This is a genomic window from Streptomyces sp. NPDC096132, from assembly GCF_044763345.1.
Taxonomy (GTDB): Bacteria; Actinomycetota; Actinomycetes; order Streptomycetales; family Streptomycetaceae; genus Streptomyces.
On sequence record NZ_JBIWGA010000021.1, the window covers coordinates 61,792 to 80,836 of the forward strand.

Genomic DNA, 19,045 nt, shown 5'->3' on the forward strand with positions numbered 1-19,045 from the left:
TCACCCAGCGCAACCTTTTGTCCGCATTAGTCACCGAATAACCGAAAATGACACACCGTGGCGTCGGGGCGCGACAAAACCGTTGGACAACTCCCGTACCCGCGGCCAGGGTTGGCGCCATGCGACAGGAGCAGATCTGGGACGCCGACGCCGCCGCTCGCTACGACTCCCCGGGCACCGGGATGTTCTCACCCGAGGTCCTGGAACCGACCGTGAACCGGCTCGCCGAGCTCGCGGACGGCGGGCCGGCGCTGGAGTTCGCCATCGGCACCGGGCGGGTGGCCGTTCCGCTGGCCGAGCGCGGGGTGCCCGTGACCGGTGTCGAGCTGTCGGTCCCGATGATCGAGCGGCTGAGGACGAAGGTGGACGAGACGACGATCCCGGTGGTCGTGGGAGACATGGCGACCGCCACCGCACCGGGGAAGTACTCCCTCGTCTACCTGGTCTACAACACGATCTCCAACCTGCTCACCCAGGCCGAGCAGGTGGAGTGCTTCCGCAACGCGGCGCGCCATCTCGCACCCGGCGGCCGGTTCGTGATCGAGCTCTGGGTCCCCGAACTGCGCAAGCTCCCGCCGGGCACACCGGCGACGGTCTGGCATGCCGAGCAGGGCTACATCGGCCTGGACACGTACGACGTCCTGCGGCAGCACGTCGTGTCCCACCACTTCCGGTTCGACGCCGAGGGCCGCGAGGCCCGGCTGGACCGCTCCCCGCACCGCTACATCTGGCCGGCCGAGCTCGACCTGATGGGGCAGCTGGCCGGGTTCGGCCTGGAGAGCAGGCACGCGGACTGGACGGGAGCCGAGTTCACCGCCGAGTCACGCTCCCATGTCTCCGTCTACCGGAAGCCGTAGCGGCACCGGGGCCCGTCAGGCGTCCCCGTACGCCTCGCCGCCCAGCTCGAGGAGGGCCGTCCCCGCCGTCGAGTCCGCGAGCCAGGCGCGGAAGGCGTCCACGTCGGCGTCGGGGAGGCCGATCTCGATGGTGACCTCCTCGCCGTAGTGGACGTCCCGTACCTCGCGGCCGGTGGCGCGCAGGTCGTTCTGGACCTTGCCGGCCCGCTGGTGGTCGACGGTGACGGTGGCGAGGCGGAAGCGGCGGCGGGTGAGGGTGCCGAGGGTGTCGAGTGCCTCGCCGACCGCGCCGCCGTAGGCCCGGATCAGGCCGCCGGCGCCGAGCTTGACGCCGCCGTAGTAGCGGGTGACGACGGCGACGACGTACCGCATGTCGCGGCGCAGCAGCATCTGGAGCATCGGGACGCCCGCGGTGCCGCCGGGTTCGCCGTCGTCGCCGGCCTTCTGGACGGCGGCGTCGGCGCCGATGACGTAGGCCCAGCAGTTGTGGGTGGCGTCGGCGTGCTCCTTGCGGACGGACGCGATGAAGTCCTGGGCCTCCTGTTCAGTGGCCGCCGGGGCGAGGGCGCACAGGAAACGGGAACGGTTGACCTCGGTCTCGTGCACGCCCGCCCGGGCGACTGTGCGGTACTCGTCCTGCATCCGGCCACCCTATGCGCTCCCCTCGGGGAGGCTCAGCCCGCCTTCTTCCCCCGGGGCACGATCATCGAGGTCAGCAGCGCGGTTCCCGGGCGCAGGGAGTGCCAGTCGGGTCCGTGCCAGGCCAGGACGGCGATCGCCGACGTGGGGAACTTCAGCCGTACCTCGTCCAGCGCGTCGTCGAGGGCGTCGCCGGCCAGCTCCAGGACCAGCTCCTCCAGGCCCGGGTTGTGGGCGACGAGGAGCAGCGTCCCGACCTCGGCGGGTGTCTCGCGCACGACGTCCAGCAGCTCGGGGACGTCGGCCGCGTACAGGCGCGGGTCGTGGCGGACCGGGGGCGGGGTGTCCCATGCGGCGGAGGCCAGTTCCCAGGTCTGGCGGGCGCGCACGGCGGTGGAGCACAGGGCGAGGTCGGGGATGCAGTCGGCCTCGGCGAGGGCGCGGCCCGCCGCCGGAGCGTCCCGGCGGCCGCGCGCTGCGAGGGGCCGCTCGTGGTCGGGGACGCCGTCCGGCCAGTCCGACTTGGCGTGCCGCAGCACCACCAGCCGGCGCAGTGGTCCGTCCTGCTCGCTCATGCGGGGGCTCCCAGATCGCGGGTGAGTTCGAGGCCGAGGAGGCGGTCGGCGTAGGCGTACGTCTCGAAGCGGGCGCCGTCCGGCAGCTCCGGTCCGGCGTCCTCCGCCCACCGCAGCACCCTCAGCACTTCGGGTACGTCCAGGTCGTCCTCCCAGGCGGTACGGAGCCGTCCGCGCACCTCGTCGGGGACGGGCCGCGAGGGCCGCCGCGCCCAGTCGGCGACGGCTCTCCGCCAGCGTACGAGGATGTCGTGGGCCTCGCTCAGTGTCGCCGGGTCGAGGTGGACGGGCTCGGTGCGGGGCCGGGACAGCAGTGCGAGGCGCAGTACGGCCGGGTCGGCCGGGACCGTCCCGTGCACCGGCGCCACGGCGATCCGCACCCCGTCGGGGGCCGGGCCGCCCTCCCCCACCACGTGCAGGACCTGCGCCTCCCCCACCCCCGCGCCGAGCTCCTGACCGTCCTCGAAGGGGCGGATCCCGAGGGCGGCGGCACCGGCCCGCAGCTCCGCCTGTTCACGTTCCCCGGCCAGCATGGCGAAGACGGGCGTCCCCCCGAGCTCCAGCGCCCGCACGAGCACGTCGGTGACGAGGAGGACCCGCAGCGAGCCCGCGCCGTACCCGGAGGCATGCGCCTGCACCCGGGTCAGCCCACGGCGGACAGGAGCGGCGAGGACGGCTTCGCCCGTTCGGACGTCGGTGATGCGCAGCACGAGGTGAGCCTAGGCGGCACGCGGGCGGCGCGCAGGCAGGGCTTGGAATCAGGGGGTGTCGTAGGGTGTTGACGCCCTGGACAGAGCCTGTCCGAATCCCCCGCAGGAGGCCGACGGTGTACGGCGACGAGGCAACGATCCGCAAGATCCTCACCGGGCTGGGTGACACCTGGGCCGTGGTGGGGCTGTCGACGAACCGGCGGCGGGCCGCGTACGGCGTCGCGGAGGTGCTGCAGCGGTACGGCAAGCGGGTCGTGCCGGTGCATCCGAAGGCGGAGTCGGTGCACGGGGAGCAGGGCTACGCCTCCCTCGCGGACATCCCCTTCGAGGTGGACGTCGTCGACGTCTTCGTCAACAGCGATCTCGCGGGTGCCGTCGCGGACGAGGCGGTCGCCAAGGGGGCGCGGGCGGTGTGGTTCCAGCTCGGCGTCGTCGACGAGGCGGCCTACGAGCGGACGCGCGCGGCGGGCCTGGAGATGGTCATGGACCGCTGCCCGGCGATCGAGATCCCGCGGCTGGGCTGAGCCGGGCCGGCCCCTCCGGGCACACAGGTTCGCCCGGCATGCTGAGCGGCCGTATGCCCGAGAACGAGTACGCCGCCCCGTCGCCCGCCCGCTGCTGCATGCCCTCCGGGGGCGGCGGTGCCGAGCCGCCCCCGCCGCCCGCCCCGTCGAGACGCGCCGGCGTCGGTGCCGACGGCATGGTGGAGCTGCCCGGCGGCGAGTTCCTGATGGGCGCGGAGGACGCGGAGGGTTTCCCGGCGGACGGGGAGGGCCCGGTGCGGGCAGTGCGGGTCGCGCCCTTCCGGATCGACGCGTACGCCGTCTCCAACGACCGGTTCGAGCGGTTCGTCGCGGACACCGGGCATGTGACGGACGCCGAGCGGCTCGGATGGTCGTACGTGTTCGCCGGGTTCCTGCCGGGCGCGCTGCGCCGGGACTCGCCGCGCCCCGAGCGGACGCCCTGGTGGTGCGCGGTGTCCGGGGCCGCCTGGAACCGGCCGGAGGGGCCCGGCAGCGCTCTGGACGGGCGCGGGGACCATCCGGTGGTGCACGTCTCCTGGTTCGACGCGGCCGCCTACGCGGCCTGGGCGGGCCGTCGGCTGCCCACGGAGGCCGAGTGGGAGTACGCCGCCCGGGGCGGTCTGGAGCAGCAGCGCTATCCGTGGGGCGACGAGCTGGATCCCGGCGGGGAATTCCGCTGCAACATCTGGCGGGGCACCTTCCCGACGAGGAACACCGCCGAGGACGGCCATCGCGGAACCGCTCCCGTCGACGCGTTCGCACCGAACGGATTCGGGCTGTACAACGTGTCGGGAAACGTCTGGGAGTGGTGTGCGGACGCCTGGTCGGAGCACGGTCCGGAGAAAGTGATCCGGGGCGGCTCGCACATGTGCCACGCCTCCTACTGCAACCGCTACCGCGTGGCCGCCCGCAGCGCCAACACCCCCGACAGCTCCAGCGGACACGCGGGTTTCCGCTGTGTCCAGGACATCCGAGGAGCGGCCGACGAACCTCCGCGGGACACGCCCCGATCTCTTTTCAAGGGCCGCCCATAATGTGCGGGTGACTACCAACTCCCCTGCCCCCCACCGCACTCCGGTCGTCATCGTCGGCGCGGGACCCGCGGGACTCACCGTCGGCAACATCCTGCGGGCCGCGTCCGTCGACTGCGTCGTCCTGGAGACGGAGAGCCGTGAGTTCGTCGAGAAGCGGCCGCGCGCCGGCGTCATCGAGGAGTGGGCCGTCCGCGGCCTCGAGCGACGCGGCCTGGCCGGCAACCTGCTGGCGCGGGCCCAGCGCCACACCGCCTGCGAGTTCCGCTTCGGCGGCGAGCGGTACCGCTTCTCCTACGGAGACCTGACGGGCCGTCACCACTGGGTGTACCCCCAGCCGTTGCTGGTGACGGACCTCGTCCACGAGTACGTCGACGTGCGCGCCGGAGACGCCCGGTTCTCCGTGCGCGACGTCGAGCTGCACGACCTGGAGTCGGCCCACCCCTCGGTGTCGTTCACCTGTCCCGAGACGGGTGAACGGCGGCTGCTGCACTGCGAGTTCGTCGTCGGCGCCGACGGGGCACGCGGGGTCAGCCGCGGCGCGCTGCCGCCGGAGCACCTGCGGATCGCGCGGCACGACTACGGCATCGGCTGGCTGGCGCTGCTGGCCGAGGCGCCGCCGTCCTCCGACTGCGTCCTGTTCGGCGTCCACCCGAACGGCTTCGCCGGGCACATGGCCCGCAGCCCCGAGGTGACCCGCTACTACCTCCAGTGCCCGCCCGGCGACGACCCGGACAACTGGTCCCACGACCGCGTCTGGTCCGAGTTGCACGCGCGCCTCTCGGGCGCGGGCGCACCGCCGCTCACCGAGGGGCCGCTGATCGAGAAGCGCGTGCTGGACATGCACGACTACGTGGTCGAGCCGATGACGTACGGCCGGCTCTTCCTGGCCGGTGACGCGGCCCATCTCGTCGCGCCGATCGCCGCCAAGGGCATGAACCTCGCGCTGCACGACGCGTTCGTGCTGGGCGACGCGCTGGCCGCGTATCTCGACGGCGGGGACGGCGCCGGCCTGGACGGCTACTCGGATCTGTGTCTGCGCCGGGTGTGGGACTACCAGGAGTTCTCGCAGTGGCTGTCGGAGGTCTACCACGGGACGGCCGCCGGGGACCCGTTCCGCGCGGGCACGACCTTCGCCCGGCTGCGCCGGCTGTTCACGTCCCCCGCCGCCGCGGCGGCCTTCGCGGAGCAGTACCTGGGGACCGCCGAGCACTACTGACCCGTCCACGGTGCGCGGCCGACAGGTGCATGCGTGCGCGCATACGCACATAATGGCGGAGTGGGCGTACGCGCGCCCGCCCCGCGCACCGGAAGGGACCGACGTGAGCGAGCAGCACGACCACCACCACGGTCACGAACACCACCACGGCCACGGCCACGAGCATCCGCACCCCCACCCTTCCACCGGCCTCGGTCACCGCGTGAAACACCTCCTCACCCCGCACTCCCACGAGAGCGCCGACAAGCTCGACCCGGCCCTGGAGTCCTCGGCCCGGGGCATGCGCGCGCTGTGGGTGTCGCTGGCGGTGCTGGGCGTGACGGCCGTCGCCCAGGCGGTCGTGGTGGCGGTCTCGGGGTCGGTGGCGCTGCTCGGCGACACGGTGCACAACGCGGCGGACGCGCTGACCGCCGTACCGCTCGGCATCGCCTTCGTCCTGGGCCGACGGGCGGCCACCCGCCGCTTCACCTACGGCTACGGGCGCGCGGAGGATCTGGCGGGCCTCGCGATCGTGCTGACCATCGCCGCGTCGGCCGCCTTCGCCGGGTGGACGGCCGTCGAGCGGCTGCTGAACCCCCGGCCGGTCGAGCATGTCGGCGCCGTCGCCGTGGCCGCGCTGGTCGGCTTCGCGGGCAACGAGTGGGTGGCCCGGTACCGGATCCGTGTCGGCCGTTCGATCGGCTCGGCGGCCCTGGTGGCGGACGGCCTGCACGCGCGCACGGACGGATTCACCTCCCTGGCCGTGCTGCTGGGCGCGGGCGGATCGGCACTGGGCTGGCAACTGGCCGACCCGGTCGTGGGGTTGGCGATCACCGCCGCGATCACGCTGGTCCTGCGGGACGCGGGGCGGGAGGTGTTCCGGCGGGTGCTGGACGCCGTCGACCCGGCCCTGGTCGACCGGGCCGAGCGGGCGCTGCGGGAGGTCGAGGGGGTACGCGCGGTGGGCGAGCTGCGGCTGCGCTGGATCGGGCACCGGCTGCGGGCCGAGGTGGCGGTCGTCGTGGACGGCGAGGCGACGGTACGTCAGGCGCACGCGATCGCCGTGAACGCGGAGCACGCGCTGCTGCACGCGGTCCCCCGGCTCACCGCGGCCCTGGTGCACGCGGACCCGGCGCCGGTGCCGGGCGAGGCGGATCCGCATCTGGCCCTCGCCCACCACACGGCGGCCTGAGCCCGGGATCAGGCGCCCAGGCCCTCCAGCACCACCGCGCCCGGCAGTTCGGCGAAGGCCTTGCCCGGGACGAGCAGCTTGCCGCGCCGGCGTCCGCTGCCGACCAGGACCCACGGCAGGTCGACGACGCGGGAGTCCACCAGTACCGGCCAGTCGGCGGGGAGTCCCACGGGGGTGATGCCGCCGTACTCCATGCCGGTCTCCCCGACCGCGGTGTCCATCGCGGCGAACGAGGCCTTGCGGGCGCCCAGTTGACGCCGGACGGCCCCGTTGACGTCGACCCGGGTGGTGGACAGGACGACACACGCGGCGAGGGTCGTCTCGCCACCCCGCTTGCCGGCCACGACGACACAGTTCGCGGACTGCTCCAGCAGTTCCCGCCCGTAGTGCTCGACGAACACGGCGGTGTCGGCCCACCGCGGGTCGGTGTCGACGTAGACGATCTGATCGGCGGGCACGCTGCCGCTCCAGTGGCGTACGGCGTCGGCGACCGGGCGGATCAGTTCGTCGAGGCGGTCGGGGGCGGGGGTGGCGGTGTCGAAGTGTCCGATGGGTGCGCGCATGCTCGCACGCTAACAAGATCCGGCCGCCCGCGGCGGCGGTGTCTCAGGGCACGGGCGGCACCGAGACGGCCAGCACCAGATGCGTGGGGATCTCGCCCTGATTGCCGTACGCGTGGGGCGCGTTGGCCTCGAACGTGACACTCGCACCGGCCGGGACGCGATACTCCACGCCCTCCACGGTGAGGGTCAGCTCACCGGCCGTGACATGCGCGATCTCGACGGTGCCGGCCGGGTGCGGTTCGGAGCTGCTGCTCTCGCCCGGCATCAGCCGCCAGTCCCACATCTCCAGCGGACCGGGCGCCTCCGTCCCCGCGAGGAGACGGCTGTAGCTGCCCGCGTCGGTGTGCCACAGCCGCACCACCTGCTCGGCCGGGACGACCCGGACCTTCGGACCCTGTTCGTAGTCGAGGAGCGTGGTGACGCTGATGCCGAGCGCGTCGCCGATCTTGACGACCGTGCCGATGCTCGGGTTGGTGCGGGCCTGCTCGATCTGGATGAGCATCCCGCGGCTGACACCGGCCCGGGCGGCGAGCACGTCCAGGGTGAAGCCGCGCACCGAGCGCCAGTGCTTGACGTTGCGCGCCAGGGACTGGGTCAGGAGTTCGAGGTCCGACACGTTCCGTCCACTTGAGGAGTCCAATATTCTGGATGCCGGGGTTCACTTCCCTGCACTACGGTGGGGTGCACCCGATCGTGCACCGAACTGTACTGCGAGGACCCCGTGACAGCATTCTTCGCCCTGGCCACCAGCCTCCTGTGGGGACTGGCCGACTTCGGCGGCGGGCTGCTGACGCGACGCGCCCCGGCGCTGACGGTGGTCGTGGTGTCGCAGTCGATCGCGGCGGTCGTCCTCGGCGCGATCGTCGTCGCCACCGGCGGCTGGAGCGAGGCCGGCCCGCGCCTGTGGTTCGCGGTCGCCGCCGGTCTGGTGGGTCCGGTCGCCCTGCTCTCCTTCTACCAGGCGCTGGCACTCGGCCCGATGGGCGTGGTCTCCCCGCTGGCCACCCTGAGCGTGGCCGTCCCGGTCTCGGTCGGCCTGTTCCTCGGCGAGCGCCCCGGCCCGACACAGGTCGCGGGCATCGCGGTCGCGGTACTGGGAGTCGTCCTGGCCGGCGGTCCGCAGCTGCGCGGGGCACCGGTGCAGCGGCGGGCCATCCTGCTCACCCTGGTCGCGGCGCTCGGCTTCGGCACGGTGTTCGTGCTGATCACCGAGGCGTCGACGACCGTCACCGGCCTGTTCCTCGCCCTCTTCGTGCAGCGCCTGACCAATGTGGCGGTGGGCGGCGCCGCCCTGTACGCCGCCGTCCGGCGCGGCACCCCCGCCCTCCCCGAGGCCGGCCTCCCGTGGGCCGCGCTCCCGACATACGCCTTCGTCGGACTCGCCGATGTCGCCGCCAACGGCACCTACGCCCTCGCCGCCCAGCGCGGCCCGGTCACGGTCGCCGCCGTACTCGCCTCCCTCTACCCGGTGGTCACCGCCCTCGCGGCGCGCGGATTCCTGCGGGAGCGCCTGAGGGCGGTCCAGGCGGCGGGCGCGGGCCTCGCCCTGGTCGGCACACTACTGCTGGCAACGGGCTGAGCGAACTGCGGACGCGAGCCTGACACTGCTCGGTACACGGCTGCCGCCTGACCCGGCTGCGGACGCCACGCCAAACGGGCCGCCACCGACCGGTCGGCCCAACCGACCACGGCGACGATCCGACCGGGCCCCTGCCGACCGACCGGCTGAGGCGACTACCGCCAGGCACACCAGGCGGGCGCGGGCCTGTCGGGCGGCACACCGACGATGGCTGAGCTGTTCGGGCGCCGCGCCAAACGGGCCACCGCTGGCCGGCCTGCTGAACCGACCACGGCAACCATCCGACCGGGCCCCTGCCGACCGACCGGCTGAGGCGACTACCGCCAGGCGCACCAGGCGGGCGCAGCCCTGTCGCCGGGCGGCACACGGCCGCTGGCTTAGCCGGCTGCGGACGCCACGCCAAACGGGCCGCCGCTGGCCGGCCTGCTGAACCGACCACGGCGACCATCCGACCGGGCCCCTGCCGACCGACCGGCTGAGGCGACTGCCGCCAGGCACACCAGGCGGGCGCGGCTCTGGCACTGCTCGGCACACCGACGATGGCCGGGCGCGCCGCCGACGGGTCGGCTGCGCGGCGACGAACCGATCCGGGCCTCTGCCGGCTCACCGCGACCGGCTGAGGCGACTGCCGTCGGCGCGTCGACCGGACGGGTCAGCCCTCGGGCTCCAGCTGGGCCAGTCTCTCCACCGACTCCTCGTCCAGCTCCGACAGTGCGACCAGCTGGTCCGAGGTGACGCCGTCGGGTATCGGTACGGGCGCCGGGGTGCGCAGTGGCGGCTGCCAGCCCTCACCGGGAGTCCACCGTCGTACGACCCTGGCGGGCGCGCCCGCGACGACGGCGTGGTCGGGGACGGTCCCGCGCACCACGGCGCCCGCCGCGACCACGACGTTCCGGCCGATCCGCGCCCCCGGCAGGATGACCGCTCCCGTGCCGATCCAGCACCCCGGACCGATCTCCACGGGCTCCATGCGCGGCCACTGCTTGCCGATGGGCTCGTGCGGGTCGTCGTAGGAATGGTTCGTGGACGTGACGTAGACGTACGGCCCGAAGTAGCAGTCGCTGCCGATGGTGACGGTCGTGTCGGCGATGACATGGCTGCCGCGGCCCAGGACGACACCGTCGCCGACGCGCAGGATCGGGTCGGGGCCCAGGTCGAGGTCGGGCATCAGACCGGCCGTCAGGGTGACCTGCTCGCCGACGATGCAGTGGGAGCCGAGATGGATCCAGGGCTCGCCGAAGACCGTGCCGAGCGGGAAGGCGAGCCGGGTCGCGGGCCCGATCGAGCCGAAGCGGAGGCGTCCGGGGCGCTCGGCGGTGACGGAGCCGGTGCGCTGCACCCAGGCCCAGCCCGCGTGGACGGCACGCTGCACGAGGCGGCCCCGCCAGGATGAGAACGTGTTCTTGCGCTTCGGCACCCGCTCACCGTACTCAGCACGCGCTCCCGGGATATGGCAGGAGACCTGTGATCTTCACCCCACCGGGTGACGTACGGTGCGACAGTACGACTGACGCGAGGAGACGGTGATGACGCACAAGGCGCTGATCGTGGGCATCGGCGGCAGGGAACCGAAGATCGACGAGCAGGCGTTCGTGGCGCCGACGGCCTCGGTCATCGGTGAGGTGACGCTGGAGGCGGGGGCGAGCGTCTGGTACGGCGCGGTCGCACGGGGTGACGTCGAGCGGATCACGGTCCGGCGCGACGCCAACATCCAGGACAACGTGACCCTGCACGCCGACCCCGGCTTCCCGGTGACGATCGGCGAGCGGGTGTCCGTCGGCCACAACGCGGTCGTCCACGGCGCGACCGTCGGCGACGACTGTCTGATCGGGATGGGCGCGACGGTCCTCAACGGCGCGGTGATCGGGGCGGGTTCACTCGTCGCCGCCCAGGCGCTGGTCCCGCAGGGGATGGAGGTGCCGCCGGGATCACTGGTGGCGGGGGTGCCGGCGAAGGTGAAGCGGGAGCTTACGGAGGAGGAGCGGCATGGGGTGACGCTCAACGGCACGCTCTACGCGGAGCTCGCGAAGGCTCACAGCGAGGTTCACGGCTAGGCCAGGGCAACCTCCCAGGGGCGCGGGGCCGTATCGATTTGCGGCTCCGCCGCGCGGGCGCGACCAGCCACCGACAACCCGCGCCCGAACTACTCAGCAGCCCCTACGGTCTCCACTTCGGCCTCTCCCGCGGCGCGCTTCGCCTTGCGCCTCACGACCAGGAACGACGCCAGTCCGATCAGTGCCGCCGCCACGAGCCCCAGATACGAGAACCGCTTCAGCCAGGACTCCGCGACGACACCCACGTAGTAGATGACGGCCGTCGTGCCGCCCGCCCACACGATCCCGCCCAGCACGTTGGCGATGAGGAACTTCCAGTACGGCATGTGCAGCACGCCCGCGAGCGGCCCGGCGAAGATCCGCAGCAGCGCGATGAAGCGGCCGAAGAAGACGGCCCACATGCCCCACTTCTCGAAGGACCGCTCGGCCGTCGCGATGTGCGCCTCGCCGAAGTGCTTCGGGAACTTCTTGCCGAGCCAGGCCAGCAGCGGGCGCCCGCCCTTGCGGCCGATGGCGTACCCGATGGAGTCGCCGATCACGGCGCCGGCGGAGGCGACCGCGCCGAGGACGACGGGGTTGATGCCGCCGTGCTGGGAGGACAGCAGCGCGGCCGAGACCAGGATGATCTCGCCGGGCAGCGGGATACCGAGGCTCTCCAGACCGATGACCAGGCCGACCACGGCGTAGACGGCCGCCGCGGGCACCGTGTCGAGCCACTCCTGGACGTGCACCGGCGGTCCCTCCCCTTTGACATTCCTTGAACATCGCGTGCTGCCGGGAAGCCTACCGGGTCGGCCGGACCCGCCCGGGATCCGTGGTGTAGCGGGCTACACCACGGATCCGGGGGCGCGGTCCCTCGTGACGGCGCCACGGGCACGTGATCGTGGTCGGTGAGGACAACAGCCGTCGAGAAGGGACCCCTTGAATGCGAGCGAACCGCCGCCGTACCGCCGTCATCGCCTCCGCCGCCGCAGCCCTCGCGCTGACGACCGGTCTGCTCACCGGCTGCGAGTTCGGTGACACGGTCGACTGTCTGTCGAACGCCGACGACATCACGGACAGCATCACGGCGATCGACAAGGCCGGGGCGGAGGCGATCGACGACCCCGCGAAGACCGAGGACTCCATCAACACGATCGAGAAGAACATCGACAAGATCAACGACAAGTCCGACGACGGCAAGGTCGACAAGGCGGTGAACAAGCTCGACCAGGCGATCGAGGACTACAACCGGGACGTCCTGAACGGCGACACCCCGGATGCGTCCGCGATCGACGAGGCGGCCGCCGAACTGAGGGACGTCTGCACGTCGTAGCGGCCGGTCAGCTCCGTACCCGTACGGTCGTCCGCAGCCGCAGGTCCCGTGCCGAGGCCCCCACCCACACGGCGCGCAGGCCGGTGCCCAGCACCCAGTCGTGCCGCCCGGTGTCCCAGGAGGACAGGGTGCGGGCGGCGATCCGCACGGTGACCCGGCGCCGCTCCCCCGCGCTCAGGGTGAGCCGCCGGTAGCCGGCCAGCACCCGTACCGGCTGGTCGAGCCGGAGGTCGGGGGAGCGCCCGAGATAGACCTGCGGCACGTCGATGCCGGCCCGGCGGCCCGTGTTGCGGACGGTGAAGGTGACGTCGAGTCCGTGTCCGGTCCGGCGCGCGGAGACGTCGTCGTAGGCGAAGGACGTGTACGACAGTCCGTGCCCGAACGGGAAGAGCGGGCGCACACCCTCCGCGTCGTACCAGCGGTAGCCGCAGTGGACGCCCTCCGAGTACTCCTCGACGCCGTCCACGCCCGGGTAGCGGCGCGGGTCGCCGGCCACGGGGTGGTGGGCGTCGTCGACCGGGAAGGACTGGGTGAGCCGACCGCCGGGGTCGCAGTCGCCGAACAGGACGGCGGCGGTGGCGCCCGCGCCCTCCTGGCCGGGGTAGTACATCTGGAGCACCGCGCCGGTCCGCCCGAGCCAGGGCATGGCCGTCGCGGAGGACGTGTTGAGGACGACGGTGGTGCGCGGGTTGGCCGCCGTCACGGCCTCGACGAGCGCGTTCTGGTGGCCGGGGAGCGCGAGGTCGGTGCGGTCGACCCCCTCGGTGGCGTCCTCGTAGGCGAACAGGACGACGTGCCGGGCCGAACGCGCGGCACGTACCGCGTCGGCGATGTCCTGGGCGCGGGTGACGGCCGTGATGCGGCGCAGCCGGAAGGTCTGTCCAGTGCTGCCGCCCTGCGCGGTGATCTTCAGGGTGTGGGCGCCGGCGGTGAGGGCGCGTGTGCCGCGGCGGACCGTCAGTCCGTCGGCGGCGGTGGTGACCAGGCCGCCCATGAAGTACTCGCCGTAGCCGGAGGCCAGCGGGAAGAGTTCCTTGCCGTCGAGCAGGACCTTGGGGCGGCCGGTGGGTGAGCCGGTGAAGTGCAGGACGAAGGTCCACTCCTCGGCGGCTGCGAGGGTGAGCGTGCCGTCGTACGTCCATGTCTCCCCGGCGGCGACCTGCCGGCCCTCGCCGTCGAAGGCGGGACTGAGCGCGGACGCGGGGATCGCCTTGCCGAAGAGGTCCTCGCCGAGGGAGTACGTCACCTTGTCCCCGGCCCTGGCCCTGATCGCGGTGAGGGGGCTGTCGGCGCGGTCGGGGACGACATGGGCGCTGCCGCCACCGCTGACGAAGGGGAGGGTGCCGCTGGGGCCGATCACCGCGATGGAGCCGCCGGTCAGGGGAAGGGTGTGGCGCTCGTTGCGCAGGAGGGTGGCGCCGGCCTTGGCGATCTCCAGGGCGACCGCGGCGCCCGCCTTCGCGTCGCGGCCGGGGCGGGGCGGTGCGCTGCCGTCGAGCAGGCCGAAGCGGTCCATGACGGAGAGCAGGCGGCGTACGGCCCGGTCGACGTAGGTCTCGGGGACGGTGCCGTTCTGGACGGCCGTCTTCAGCGCCGTACCGAAGTACGTGCCGTCGGGCATCTCCATGTCGAGTCCGGCGGTGAGGGCCTTCGCGGTGCTGTGGGCGGCGAACCAGTCGGTCATCACCCAGCCCGTGAAGCCCCAGCGGTCGCGCAGGATGCCGGTGAGGAGGGTTTCGTTCTCGCAGGAGTAGGTGCCGTCGACCTTGTTGTACGCGCCCATCACGGCACCCGTGCCGGCCTTGACCGCGGCTTCGAAACCGCGCAACTCGACCTCGTGCAGGGTTTGTTCGTCGACGCGGACGTCGATCGTGTTCCGGTCCTTCTCCTGGTTGTTCAGCGCGAAGTGCTTGACGGTCGCGACGAGGCCCTCGCCCTGGATGCCCTCGATCTCGGCGGCGACCATGTCCGAGGCGAGCAGCGGGTCCTCGCCGAAGGTCTCGAAGTTGCGGCCCGCGTACGGGGTACGGACGAGGTTCACCATCGGGGAGAGCAGGACGTCCTGGCCGAGGGCGCGGCCCTCGCGTCCGATGACCTGTCCGTAGCGGCGGGCGAGGCCGGGGTCGAACGTGGCGGCGAGCAGGACGGGGGCGGGCAGGGCGGTGGCGTGCGCGGTGAGGCGGACGCCGGCCGGGCCGTCGGCGAGGCGGAGCGGCGGGATGCCGAGGCGGGGGACGCCGGGGACGTAGCCGGCCTGGCCGAGTGGGGCGGGGTCGGTGGCGCCGTGCAGCAGGGAGGTCTTCTCGTCGAGGGTGAGCCGGGCAAGGAGTTCCTCCACCCTGGGGCCGGTCGCGGCGTGGGCGCGCGAGGACAGGGTGAATCCGCCGGTGGCCGCCGTGGCCACGGCGATGGCGCCGGTCACGAGGGTCAGGGCGGATCGTCGGGAGACGTCGGTCATGGGCCGTCACTCCTTCTTCACGCTCCGTGAGGAGCCGTCGACGCGTCGGAAGCTAGAGGCGCGAGTGACTCGTGTCAATGAGCTGAACGAAAAGGGGGCCACCCTGTCGGGCGGCCCCCTGGGGTGCGGGTGCTCTCAGCGGCCGAGCGCCGTCGTCACGTCCGCCACGGCGTCGGCGAGTTGCCGGGTCGCGGCGGGGAGGGAGTCCAGGACCTCGGCGGGTTCCGGCTCTCGCCGCCCGGGCGGCTCGGGCGCTCCACAGCAGTCCACCTGGGCGGCCTTGGTCTCGAACTCCGTCGCGGGTGGGGCGAGTCGAGGTGCCGCGGGCACGGCATCGCGGGGTGCCGGGCCGGTGTCACGGGAGAGCGGCGGGTCGAGGTGCGGCGCCGGCGGCTCTGCCGGGGTCTGCCCTTCGGGCGCTGGGGCCGACTTCACTGCGTCGGCCGTGTCGAACACCCAGCGCTGCCGCTCGGACCCGTCCCGTTCCGTGACGACGACCTTCGCCCGTGCCCTGCCGGTGCCCGGAGCGACGACCAGCTCTCCGTCGCGGCGCAGCAGGAGTTCGCCGCGGACGGTCAGGTCGAAGAAGGCCTCGCCGGAGTGCACCACGCAGCGGGCCAGCGCGGCCGACCCGCGGCCGGGGTCGGCGGCCAGGCAGAGGGTCGGGGCGGCGGCGCTGCGCAGCAGCCCGTCGTCCTGGTACGACCACTGCTGCGAGGCGGCCGACGAGCAGGCAGTCAGGACGGCCGCCGCACCGGACTCGGCCCTGCCGCCCGCGGCATCGAGGCAGCGCCCGGTCTCCGGGCTGCGCAGCCGGCCGTGGGCGACCACGGCGGAGCGGGCGGCGGAGGCGGCCGAGGGGGAGCCGGAGGGCGAGGGGTCGTCGGGGCCCGGGGTGCTGGTGCCGCCGGCGGGGGCGCCCCAGGTGGGGCGGGTGTCGGGGACACCGTTGTCGTCGGACCAGCTCTTGGCGACGAGGACGGTCGCGAGGAGGGCGAGGGAGGTCAGCCCGACGCCGACGAGCACCGCCTTGGGGCGCCGGCCCGGCAGGTCGAGCAGACCGGCCGACGTGGTGCGGTGACGGCCGGTCGGGCGCGTCGGACGGGGCCGGGACGGCCGGCTGCCGGACGTGGCGCGTCCGGGGCGGGAGTCGAGATAGCGGTGGGCGCCCCAGCCGAGCACGGTCTCGGCGAGCAGGACGTCCAGTCCGTCGTCGAAGTGGCTGAGCTGTTCGGCGGCGTGCCGGCAGAAGCGGCACTGCGCGAGATGCCGGCGGACGTCGGGCAGCAGGGTTCCGCCGCGGCGCAGAGGCACGTCGAGGAGGCGGTTGTAGAAGCGGCATTCGGCGGTGGGCGCGAGTTCGCGATGGGCACGGACGCAGCCCGCCCGGAATTGCTCCCGCGCCTGTACCAGTCCGGCCGCGGCGGTGATGTCGTCCACGCCCAGCAGACCGGCCGGTACGGATAGGGGTTCCGCCTCCACCTCGGTGTGCCACAACAGGCATTGGGAGGCGGCGGGAAGCAAGGAGAAAGCGCGCTCGGCCAGTTGCCGCCTTTCGGGTGTGACGGGCCGCGCGGCGCGCAGTCCGCGACCGCCGACGGTTTTGCGCAACTCCGGCAGGACGGAGGAAAGTCCTTCGGTGCCGGCCCATTCCCGGACCGTGTTCCGTACGGTGACGAGGAGTCGGGGCCGCAGGGCGCCGCCGTTGTGTCCGTCGGCGAGCCGGCCGAACACCGTGTGGAACGCGGCGGCGGCCACGAGCCGCGCCGAGTCCCCGGTGTCGGCCAGGCAGACGGCCGCGTAGTCATGGACGGCCCGCCAGTGCCGGGCGAGCAGCAGGCCGACCGCGCGACCGCTCTTGTCGCCCTCGGCCAGTCGGGCGGCCAGCTGGGGGTCGGAATCCCCGGGAGGCCATCCGGGGCGGGGCGGGTAAGGCGGTCGCGGGGGGTTCGGGGATTGCACGGAACCATTTCCTTCCAAGCCGACGGACCGCAGGCGAATTGCGCGTCCGCCGGAAAGCAGGTGCCTGATTGGTGCGTACCTTCGGCCGGCCAGGCGGGAGGGCTGATCCGGTCCGTCCGTAAGGGGAGGCTCACCTTCGCACACGCGCCTCACAGGAAACAAGGAGTTCGATCGACTCATGTTCAAAGCGAGGGAATTTCAAATAAGTTACCGGCGGTATCCGCACCCGCATTCGAAATCCGGCCGGAGTCCGCGACTCAACTTGTGGACGAGCAAAGCCGGTTGCCACACGAAATCTCCAACTTCCCAGGCGGGGCTTGCGGGCTCCACAGGAATCACAAATGCGGCTCTCGGGGTACTCCCATCCCCTTCGTCCAACATGATCGACATGAACACCCCCCACTCCGCACCCACGGTTCGCAAGGCGGTCGTCCCGGCGGCGGGCCTCGGCACCCGCTTCCTGCCCGCGACGAAGGCGACCCCGAAGGAAATGCTGCCGGTCGTCGACAAGCCCGCCATCCAGTACGTCGTCGAGGAGGCCGCCGCGGCCGGTCTGGACGACGTACTGATGGTCACCGGCCGGCACAAGCGGGCCATCGAGGACCACTTCGACCACGCCTTCGAGCTGGAGCAGGCGCTCGCCGCCAAGGGCGACACCGTTCGGCTGGACGCGGTGCGCGACCCGGCCCGGCTCGCCGACATCCACCACATCCGCCAGGGCGACCCGCTCGGCCTCGGCCACGCGGTGCTGTGCGCCCGCCACCACGTCGGCGACCAGCCCTTCGCCGTCCTCCTGGGCGACGACCTCATCGACCCGCGCGAGACCCTGCTCAGCAGGATGCTGGAGGTCCGCGACCGGTACGCCGGCAGCGTCGTCGCCCTGATGGAGGTCCCGCCGGAGCAGGTCCACCTCTACGGCTGCGCGGCGGTCGAACCGTCCGGCGAGGACGACGTCGTACGTGTCACGGGACTGGTGGAGAAGCCGGCCCGGGAGGACGCGCCGAGCCGGTACGCCGTCATCGGACGCTATGTCCTCGACCCGGCCGTCTTCGACGTCCTGGAGCGCACCGGGCCCGGGCGCGGCGGCGAGATCCAGCTCACCGACGCCCTGCAGGAACTGGCCGCGGACGGCACGGTCCACGGCGTGCTCTTCTCCGGCCGCCGCTACGACACCGGCGACAAGGCCGAGTACCTGCGCACGGTGGTCCGCCTGGCCTGCGACCGACCCGACCTGGGACCGGAGTTCGTGGCCTGGCTCAAGGAGTTCACGGCGAGCCTGAATTACGGCGACGGCGGGGCCGACCGGGAGCGACTGGCGGCCTGACGCCACGACATCCGCCCGCGGCGGCGACCTCCGCCCGCGGCGCGACGCCCGCCGACGTGCCGTCAAGCCCGACCACCTGACAACCGCCGGCCGACAGGGGGCCGGGTGGGCGGGGGCCAGGCCGGCCGCCGTACGCCAACGCCTGGGCCGGCGGCCCGGGGGGCCGGAGGCCCGGAGGCCCGGGGGCCGGGGGCCGGAGGCCCGGGGGCCGGAGGCCCGGGGGCCGGGGGCCGGAGGCCCGGAGGCCGGAGGCCCGGAGGCCCGGAGGCCCGGAGGCCCGGAGGCCCGGAGGCCCGGAGGCCCGGAGGCCGGGAGCCGGAGGCCGGAGGCCCGGAGGCCGGGAGCCGGAGGCCGGAGGCCCGGAGGCCCGGAAGCCGGGGGCCGGAGGCCCGGAAGCCGGGGGCCCGAGGCCGGAGGCCCGGAAGCCCAAGGCGCCCAAGAGCCGGAGGCCGGAGGCCCAGGAGCCGGGGGCCCGAGGCCGGAGGCCCGAAGCCCAAGGGCCGGAAGCCCGGAGGCCCGGGTGAAGGCGTGTGGCATGCGCCGCCGGCCGGGCCCCCGGCGCGTCACGCGTCGGCGTCGCTCAGCCGTTGGGGCGCAGTGTCCACACCACGGTCATCTCGCCGGTCACGGCGCCGTCGGCGCGGCGGATCTCGATCGTCACCGGGAACTCGGGGCGCTCCCCCGCGTCGAGCTCGGCGACGACCTCGGCGGCCGGGCGACCGAGGGTCGCGGTGGCGGTGACGGCACCCATCGCGAGCTTCTTGTACGCGATCTCGGCGCTGACGGCGAGCGGCACGGCGCGCGCGAGCTGGTCGCCGAACGCGGCCAGCACGATCGCGCCGCTGGCGGACTCGCCGAGCGTGAACATCGCACCGGCGTGCGGCCCGCCCACGTGGTTGTGGTACTCGCTCTGGTCCGGCAGGGCGACGACGGCCCGGTCCTGGCTGGTCTCCAGGAACTCGAGGTGGAGGGTCCGGGCCATGGGCACCGTGGCGGCGAGCATCTCGCCGATGGACATCTGGTCTGCGCTCATGCCGCGATGTTACCCACGAGTAGCGAGCGCT

General features: G+C 73.3%; 19 protein-coding genes. 9 read left to right on the top strand and 10 right to left on the bottom strand.

Going from position 1 to position 19,045, the window contains the following annotated elements:
• Positions 1-119 precede the first annotated feature (119 nt).
• Positions 120-857, top strand: a complete 738-nt coding sequence (locus ACIRF9_RS37625) for a class I SAM-dependent methyltransferase (protein WP_403831804.1) — start codon at positions 120-122, stop codon at positions 855-857.
• Between the two features lie 15 nt (positions 858-872).
• Here ACIRF9_RS37625 and ACIRF9_RS37630 read toward each other — a convergent pair whose 3' ends face one another.
• Genes ACIRF9_RS37630 through ACIRF9_RS37640 form a run of 3 tightly spaced genes read right to left on the bottom strand, consistent with a single transcriptional unit; the run spans position 873 to position 2,781 of the window.
• Positions 873-1,499, bottom strand: a complete 627-nt coding sequence (locus ACIRF9_RS37630) for a YigZ family protein (protein WP_403831806.1) — start codon at positions 1,497-1,499, stop codon at positions 873-875.
• Between the two features lie 32 nt (positions 1,500-1,531).
• Positions 1,532-2,071 (bottom strand): SixA phosphatase family protein, encoded by a 540-nt coding sequence (locus tag ACIRF9_RS37635; RefSeq protein ID WP_403831808.1) that lies wholly within the window; start codon positions 2,069-2,071, stop codon positions 1,532-1,534.
• Positions 2,068-2,781 (bottom strand): hypothetical protein, encoded by a 714-nt coding sequence (locus tag ACIRF9_RS37640; protein WP_403831810.1) that lies wholly within the window; start codon positions 2,779-2,781, stop codon positions 2,068-2,070. Before ACIRF9_RS37640 ends, ACIRF9_RS37635 begins: the two co-directional genes overlap by 4 nt.
• A 116-nt stretch (positions 2,782-2,897) precedes the next feature.
• On the opposite strand from ACIRF9_RS37640, the gene ACIRF9_RS37645 reads away from it, so the two are divergent.
• From ACIRF9_RS37645 to ACIRF9_RS37660, 4 genes are all read left to right on the top strand, one after another.
• Complete coding sequence (locus ACIRF9_RS37645; protein WP_403831812.1) at positions 2,898-3,305, top strand: CoA-binding protein; 408 nt, start codon at positions 2,898-2,900, stop codon at positions 3,303-3,305.
• A 53-nt stretch (positions 3,306-3,358) separates the two neighbouring features.
• Entirely contained in the window at positions 3,359-4,339 is a 981-nt protein-coding gene (locus tag ACIRF9_RS37650) for a formylglycine-generating enzyme family protein (RefSeq protein WP_403831814.1), read from the top strand.
• Between the two features lie 7 nt (positions 4,340-4,346).
• Positions 4,347-5,555: a 4-hydroxybenzoate 3-monooxygenase gene (locus ACIRF9_RS37655; protein WP_403831816.1), complete on the top strand. Its 1,209-nt coding sequence runs from the start codon at positions 4,347-4,349 to the stop codon at positions 5,553-5,555.
• A gap of 103 nt (positions 5,556-5,658) precedes the next feature.
• The gene (locus tag ACIRF9_RS37660) at positions 5,659-6,726 is read left to right on the top strand and encodes a cation diffusion facilitator family transporter (protein ID WP_403831819.1); all 1,068 of its coding nucleotides are present in this window, start codon (positions 5,659-5,661) and stop codon (positions 6,724-6,726) included.
• Between the two features lie 8 nt (positions 6,727-6,734).
• Here the strand turns inward: ACIRF9_RS37660 and ACIRF9_RS37665 are convergent, their stop codons facing one another.
• Together ACIRF9_RS37665 and ACIRF9_RS37670 are read right to left on the bottom strand one after the other, a co-directional pair.
• Positions 6,735-7,289: a YbaK/EbsC family protein gene (locus ACIRF9_RS37665; RefSeq protein ID WP_403831822.1), complete on the bottom strand. Its 555-nt coding sequence runs from the start codon at positions 7,287-7,289 to the stop codon at positions 6,735-6,737.
• A 43-nt stretch (positions 7,290-7,332) separates the two neighbouring features.
• Positions 7,333-7,905 (bottom strand): helix-turn-helix domain-containing protein, encoded by a 573-nt coding sequence (locus ACIRF9_RS37670; protein ID WP_403831824.1) that lies wholly within the window; start codon positions 7,903-7,905, stop codon positions 7,333-7,335.
• Between the two features lie 105 nt (positions 7,906-8,010).
• Between ACIRF9_RS37670 and ACIRF9_RS37675 the strand changes: the two genes are divergently transcribed.
• Positions 8,011-8,868 (top strand): EamA family transporter, encoded by an 858-nt coding sequence (locus ACIRF9_RS37675; RefSeq protein WP_403831827.1) that lies wholly within the window; start codon positions 8,011-8,013, stop codon positions 8,866-8,868.
• 652 nt (positions 8,869-9,520) lie between these two features.
• On the opposite strand, the gene ACIRF9_RS37680 is transcribed toward ACIRF9_RS37675, so the two are convergent.
• Complete coding sequence (locus tag ACIRF9_RS37680) at positions 9,521-10,285, bottom strand: acyltransferase (protein ID WP_403831830.1); 765 nt, start codon at positions 10,283-10,285, stop codon at positions 9,521-9,523.
• Between the two features lie 109 nt (positions 10,286-10,394).
• On the opposite strand from ACIRF9_RS37680, the gene ACIRF9_RS37685 reads away from it, so the two are divergent.
• Positions 10,395-10,922 (top strand): gamma carbonic anhydrase family protein, encoded by a 528-nt coding sequence (locus tag ACIRF9_RS37685; RefSeq protein ID WP_403831833.1) that lies wholly within the window; start codon positions 10,395-10,397, stop codon positions 10,920-10,922.
• An 89-nt stretch (positions 10,923-11,011) separates the two neighbouring features.
• Here ACIRF9_RS37685 and ACIRF9_RS37690 read toward each other — a convergent pair whose 3' ends face one another.
• Positions 11,012-11,653: a DedA family protein gene (locus ACIRF9_RS37690; RefSeq protein WP_403831835.1), complete on the bottom strand. Its 642-nt coding sequence runs from the start codon at positions 11,651-11,653 to the stop codon at positions 11,012-11,014.
• Positions 11,654-11,847: 194 nt separating this feature from the next.
• Here ACIRF9_RS37690 and ACIRF9_RS37695 point away from each other — a divergent pair, with 194 nt between their 5' ends.
• A complete protein-coding gene (locus ACIRF9_RS37695) occupies positions 11,848-12,237 on the top strand; it encodes a hypothetical protein (protein WP_403831838.1) in 390 nt (129 codons plus the stop codon).
• 7 nt (positions 12,238-12,244) lie between these two features.
• On the opposite strand, the gene ACIRF9_RS37700 is transcribed toward ACIRF9_RS37695, so the two are convergent.
• A complete protein-coding gene (locus tag ACIRF9_RS37700; RefSeq protein ID WP_403831840.1) occupies positions 12,245-14,695 on the bottom strand; it encodes a beta-glucosidase in 2,451 nt (816 codons plus the stop codon).
• A 135-nt stretch (positions 14,696-14,830) separates the two neighbouring features.
• Positions 14,831-16,657: an RICIN domain-containing protein gene (locus ACIRF9_RS37705; RefSeq protein ID WP_403831843.1), complete on the bottom strand. Its 1,827-nt coding sequence runs from the start codon at positions 16,655-16,657 to the stop codon at positions 14,831-14,833.
• 388 nt (positions 16,658-17,045) lie between these two features.
• Between ACIRF9_RS37705 and galU the strand changes: the two genes are divergently transcribed.
• Positions 17,046-17,981 (top strand): UTP--glucose-1-phosphate uridylyltransferase GalU, encoded by a 936-nt coding sequence (galU, locus tag ACIRF9_RS37710; protein WP_403831845.1) that lies wholly within the window; start codon positions 17,046-17,048, stop codon positions 17,979-17,981.
• A gap of 580 nt (positions 17,982-18,561) precedes the next feature.
• On the opposite strand, the gene ACIRF9_RS37715 is transcribed toward galU, so the two are convergent.
• Positions 18,562-18,999, bottom strand: coding sequence for a DUF4442 domain-containing protein (locus ACIRF9_RS37715; protein ID WP_403832054.1), 438 nt, complete (start codon positions 18,997-18,999; stop codon positions 18,562-18,564).
• Between the last annotated feature and the right edge of the window lie 46 nt (positions 19,000-19,045).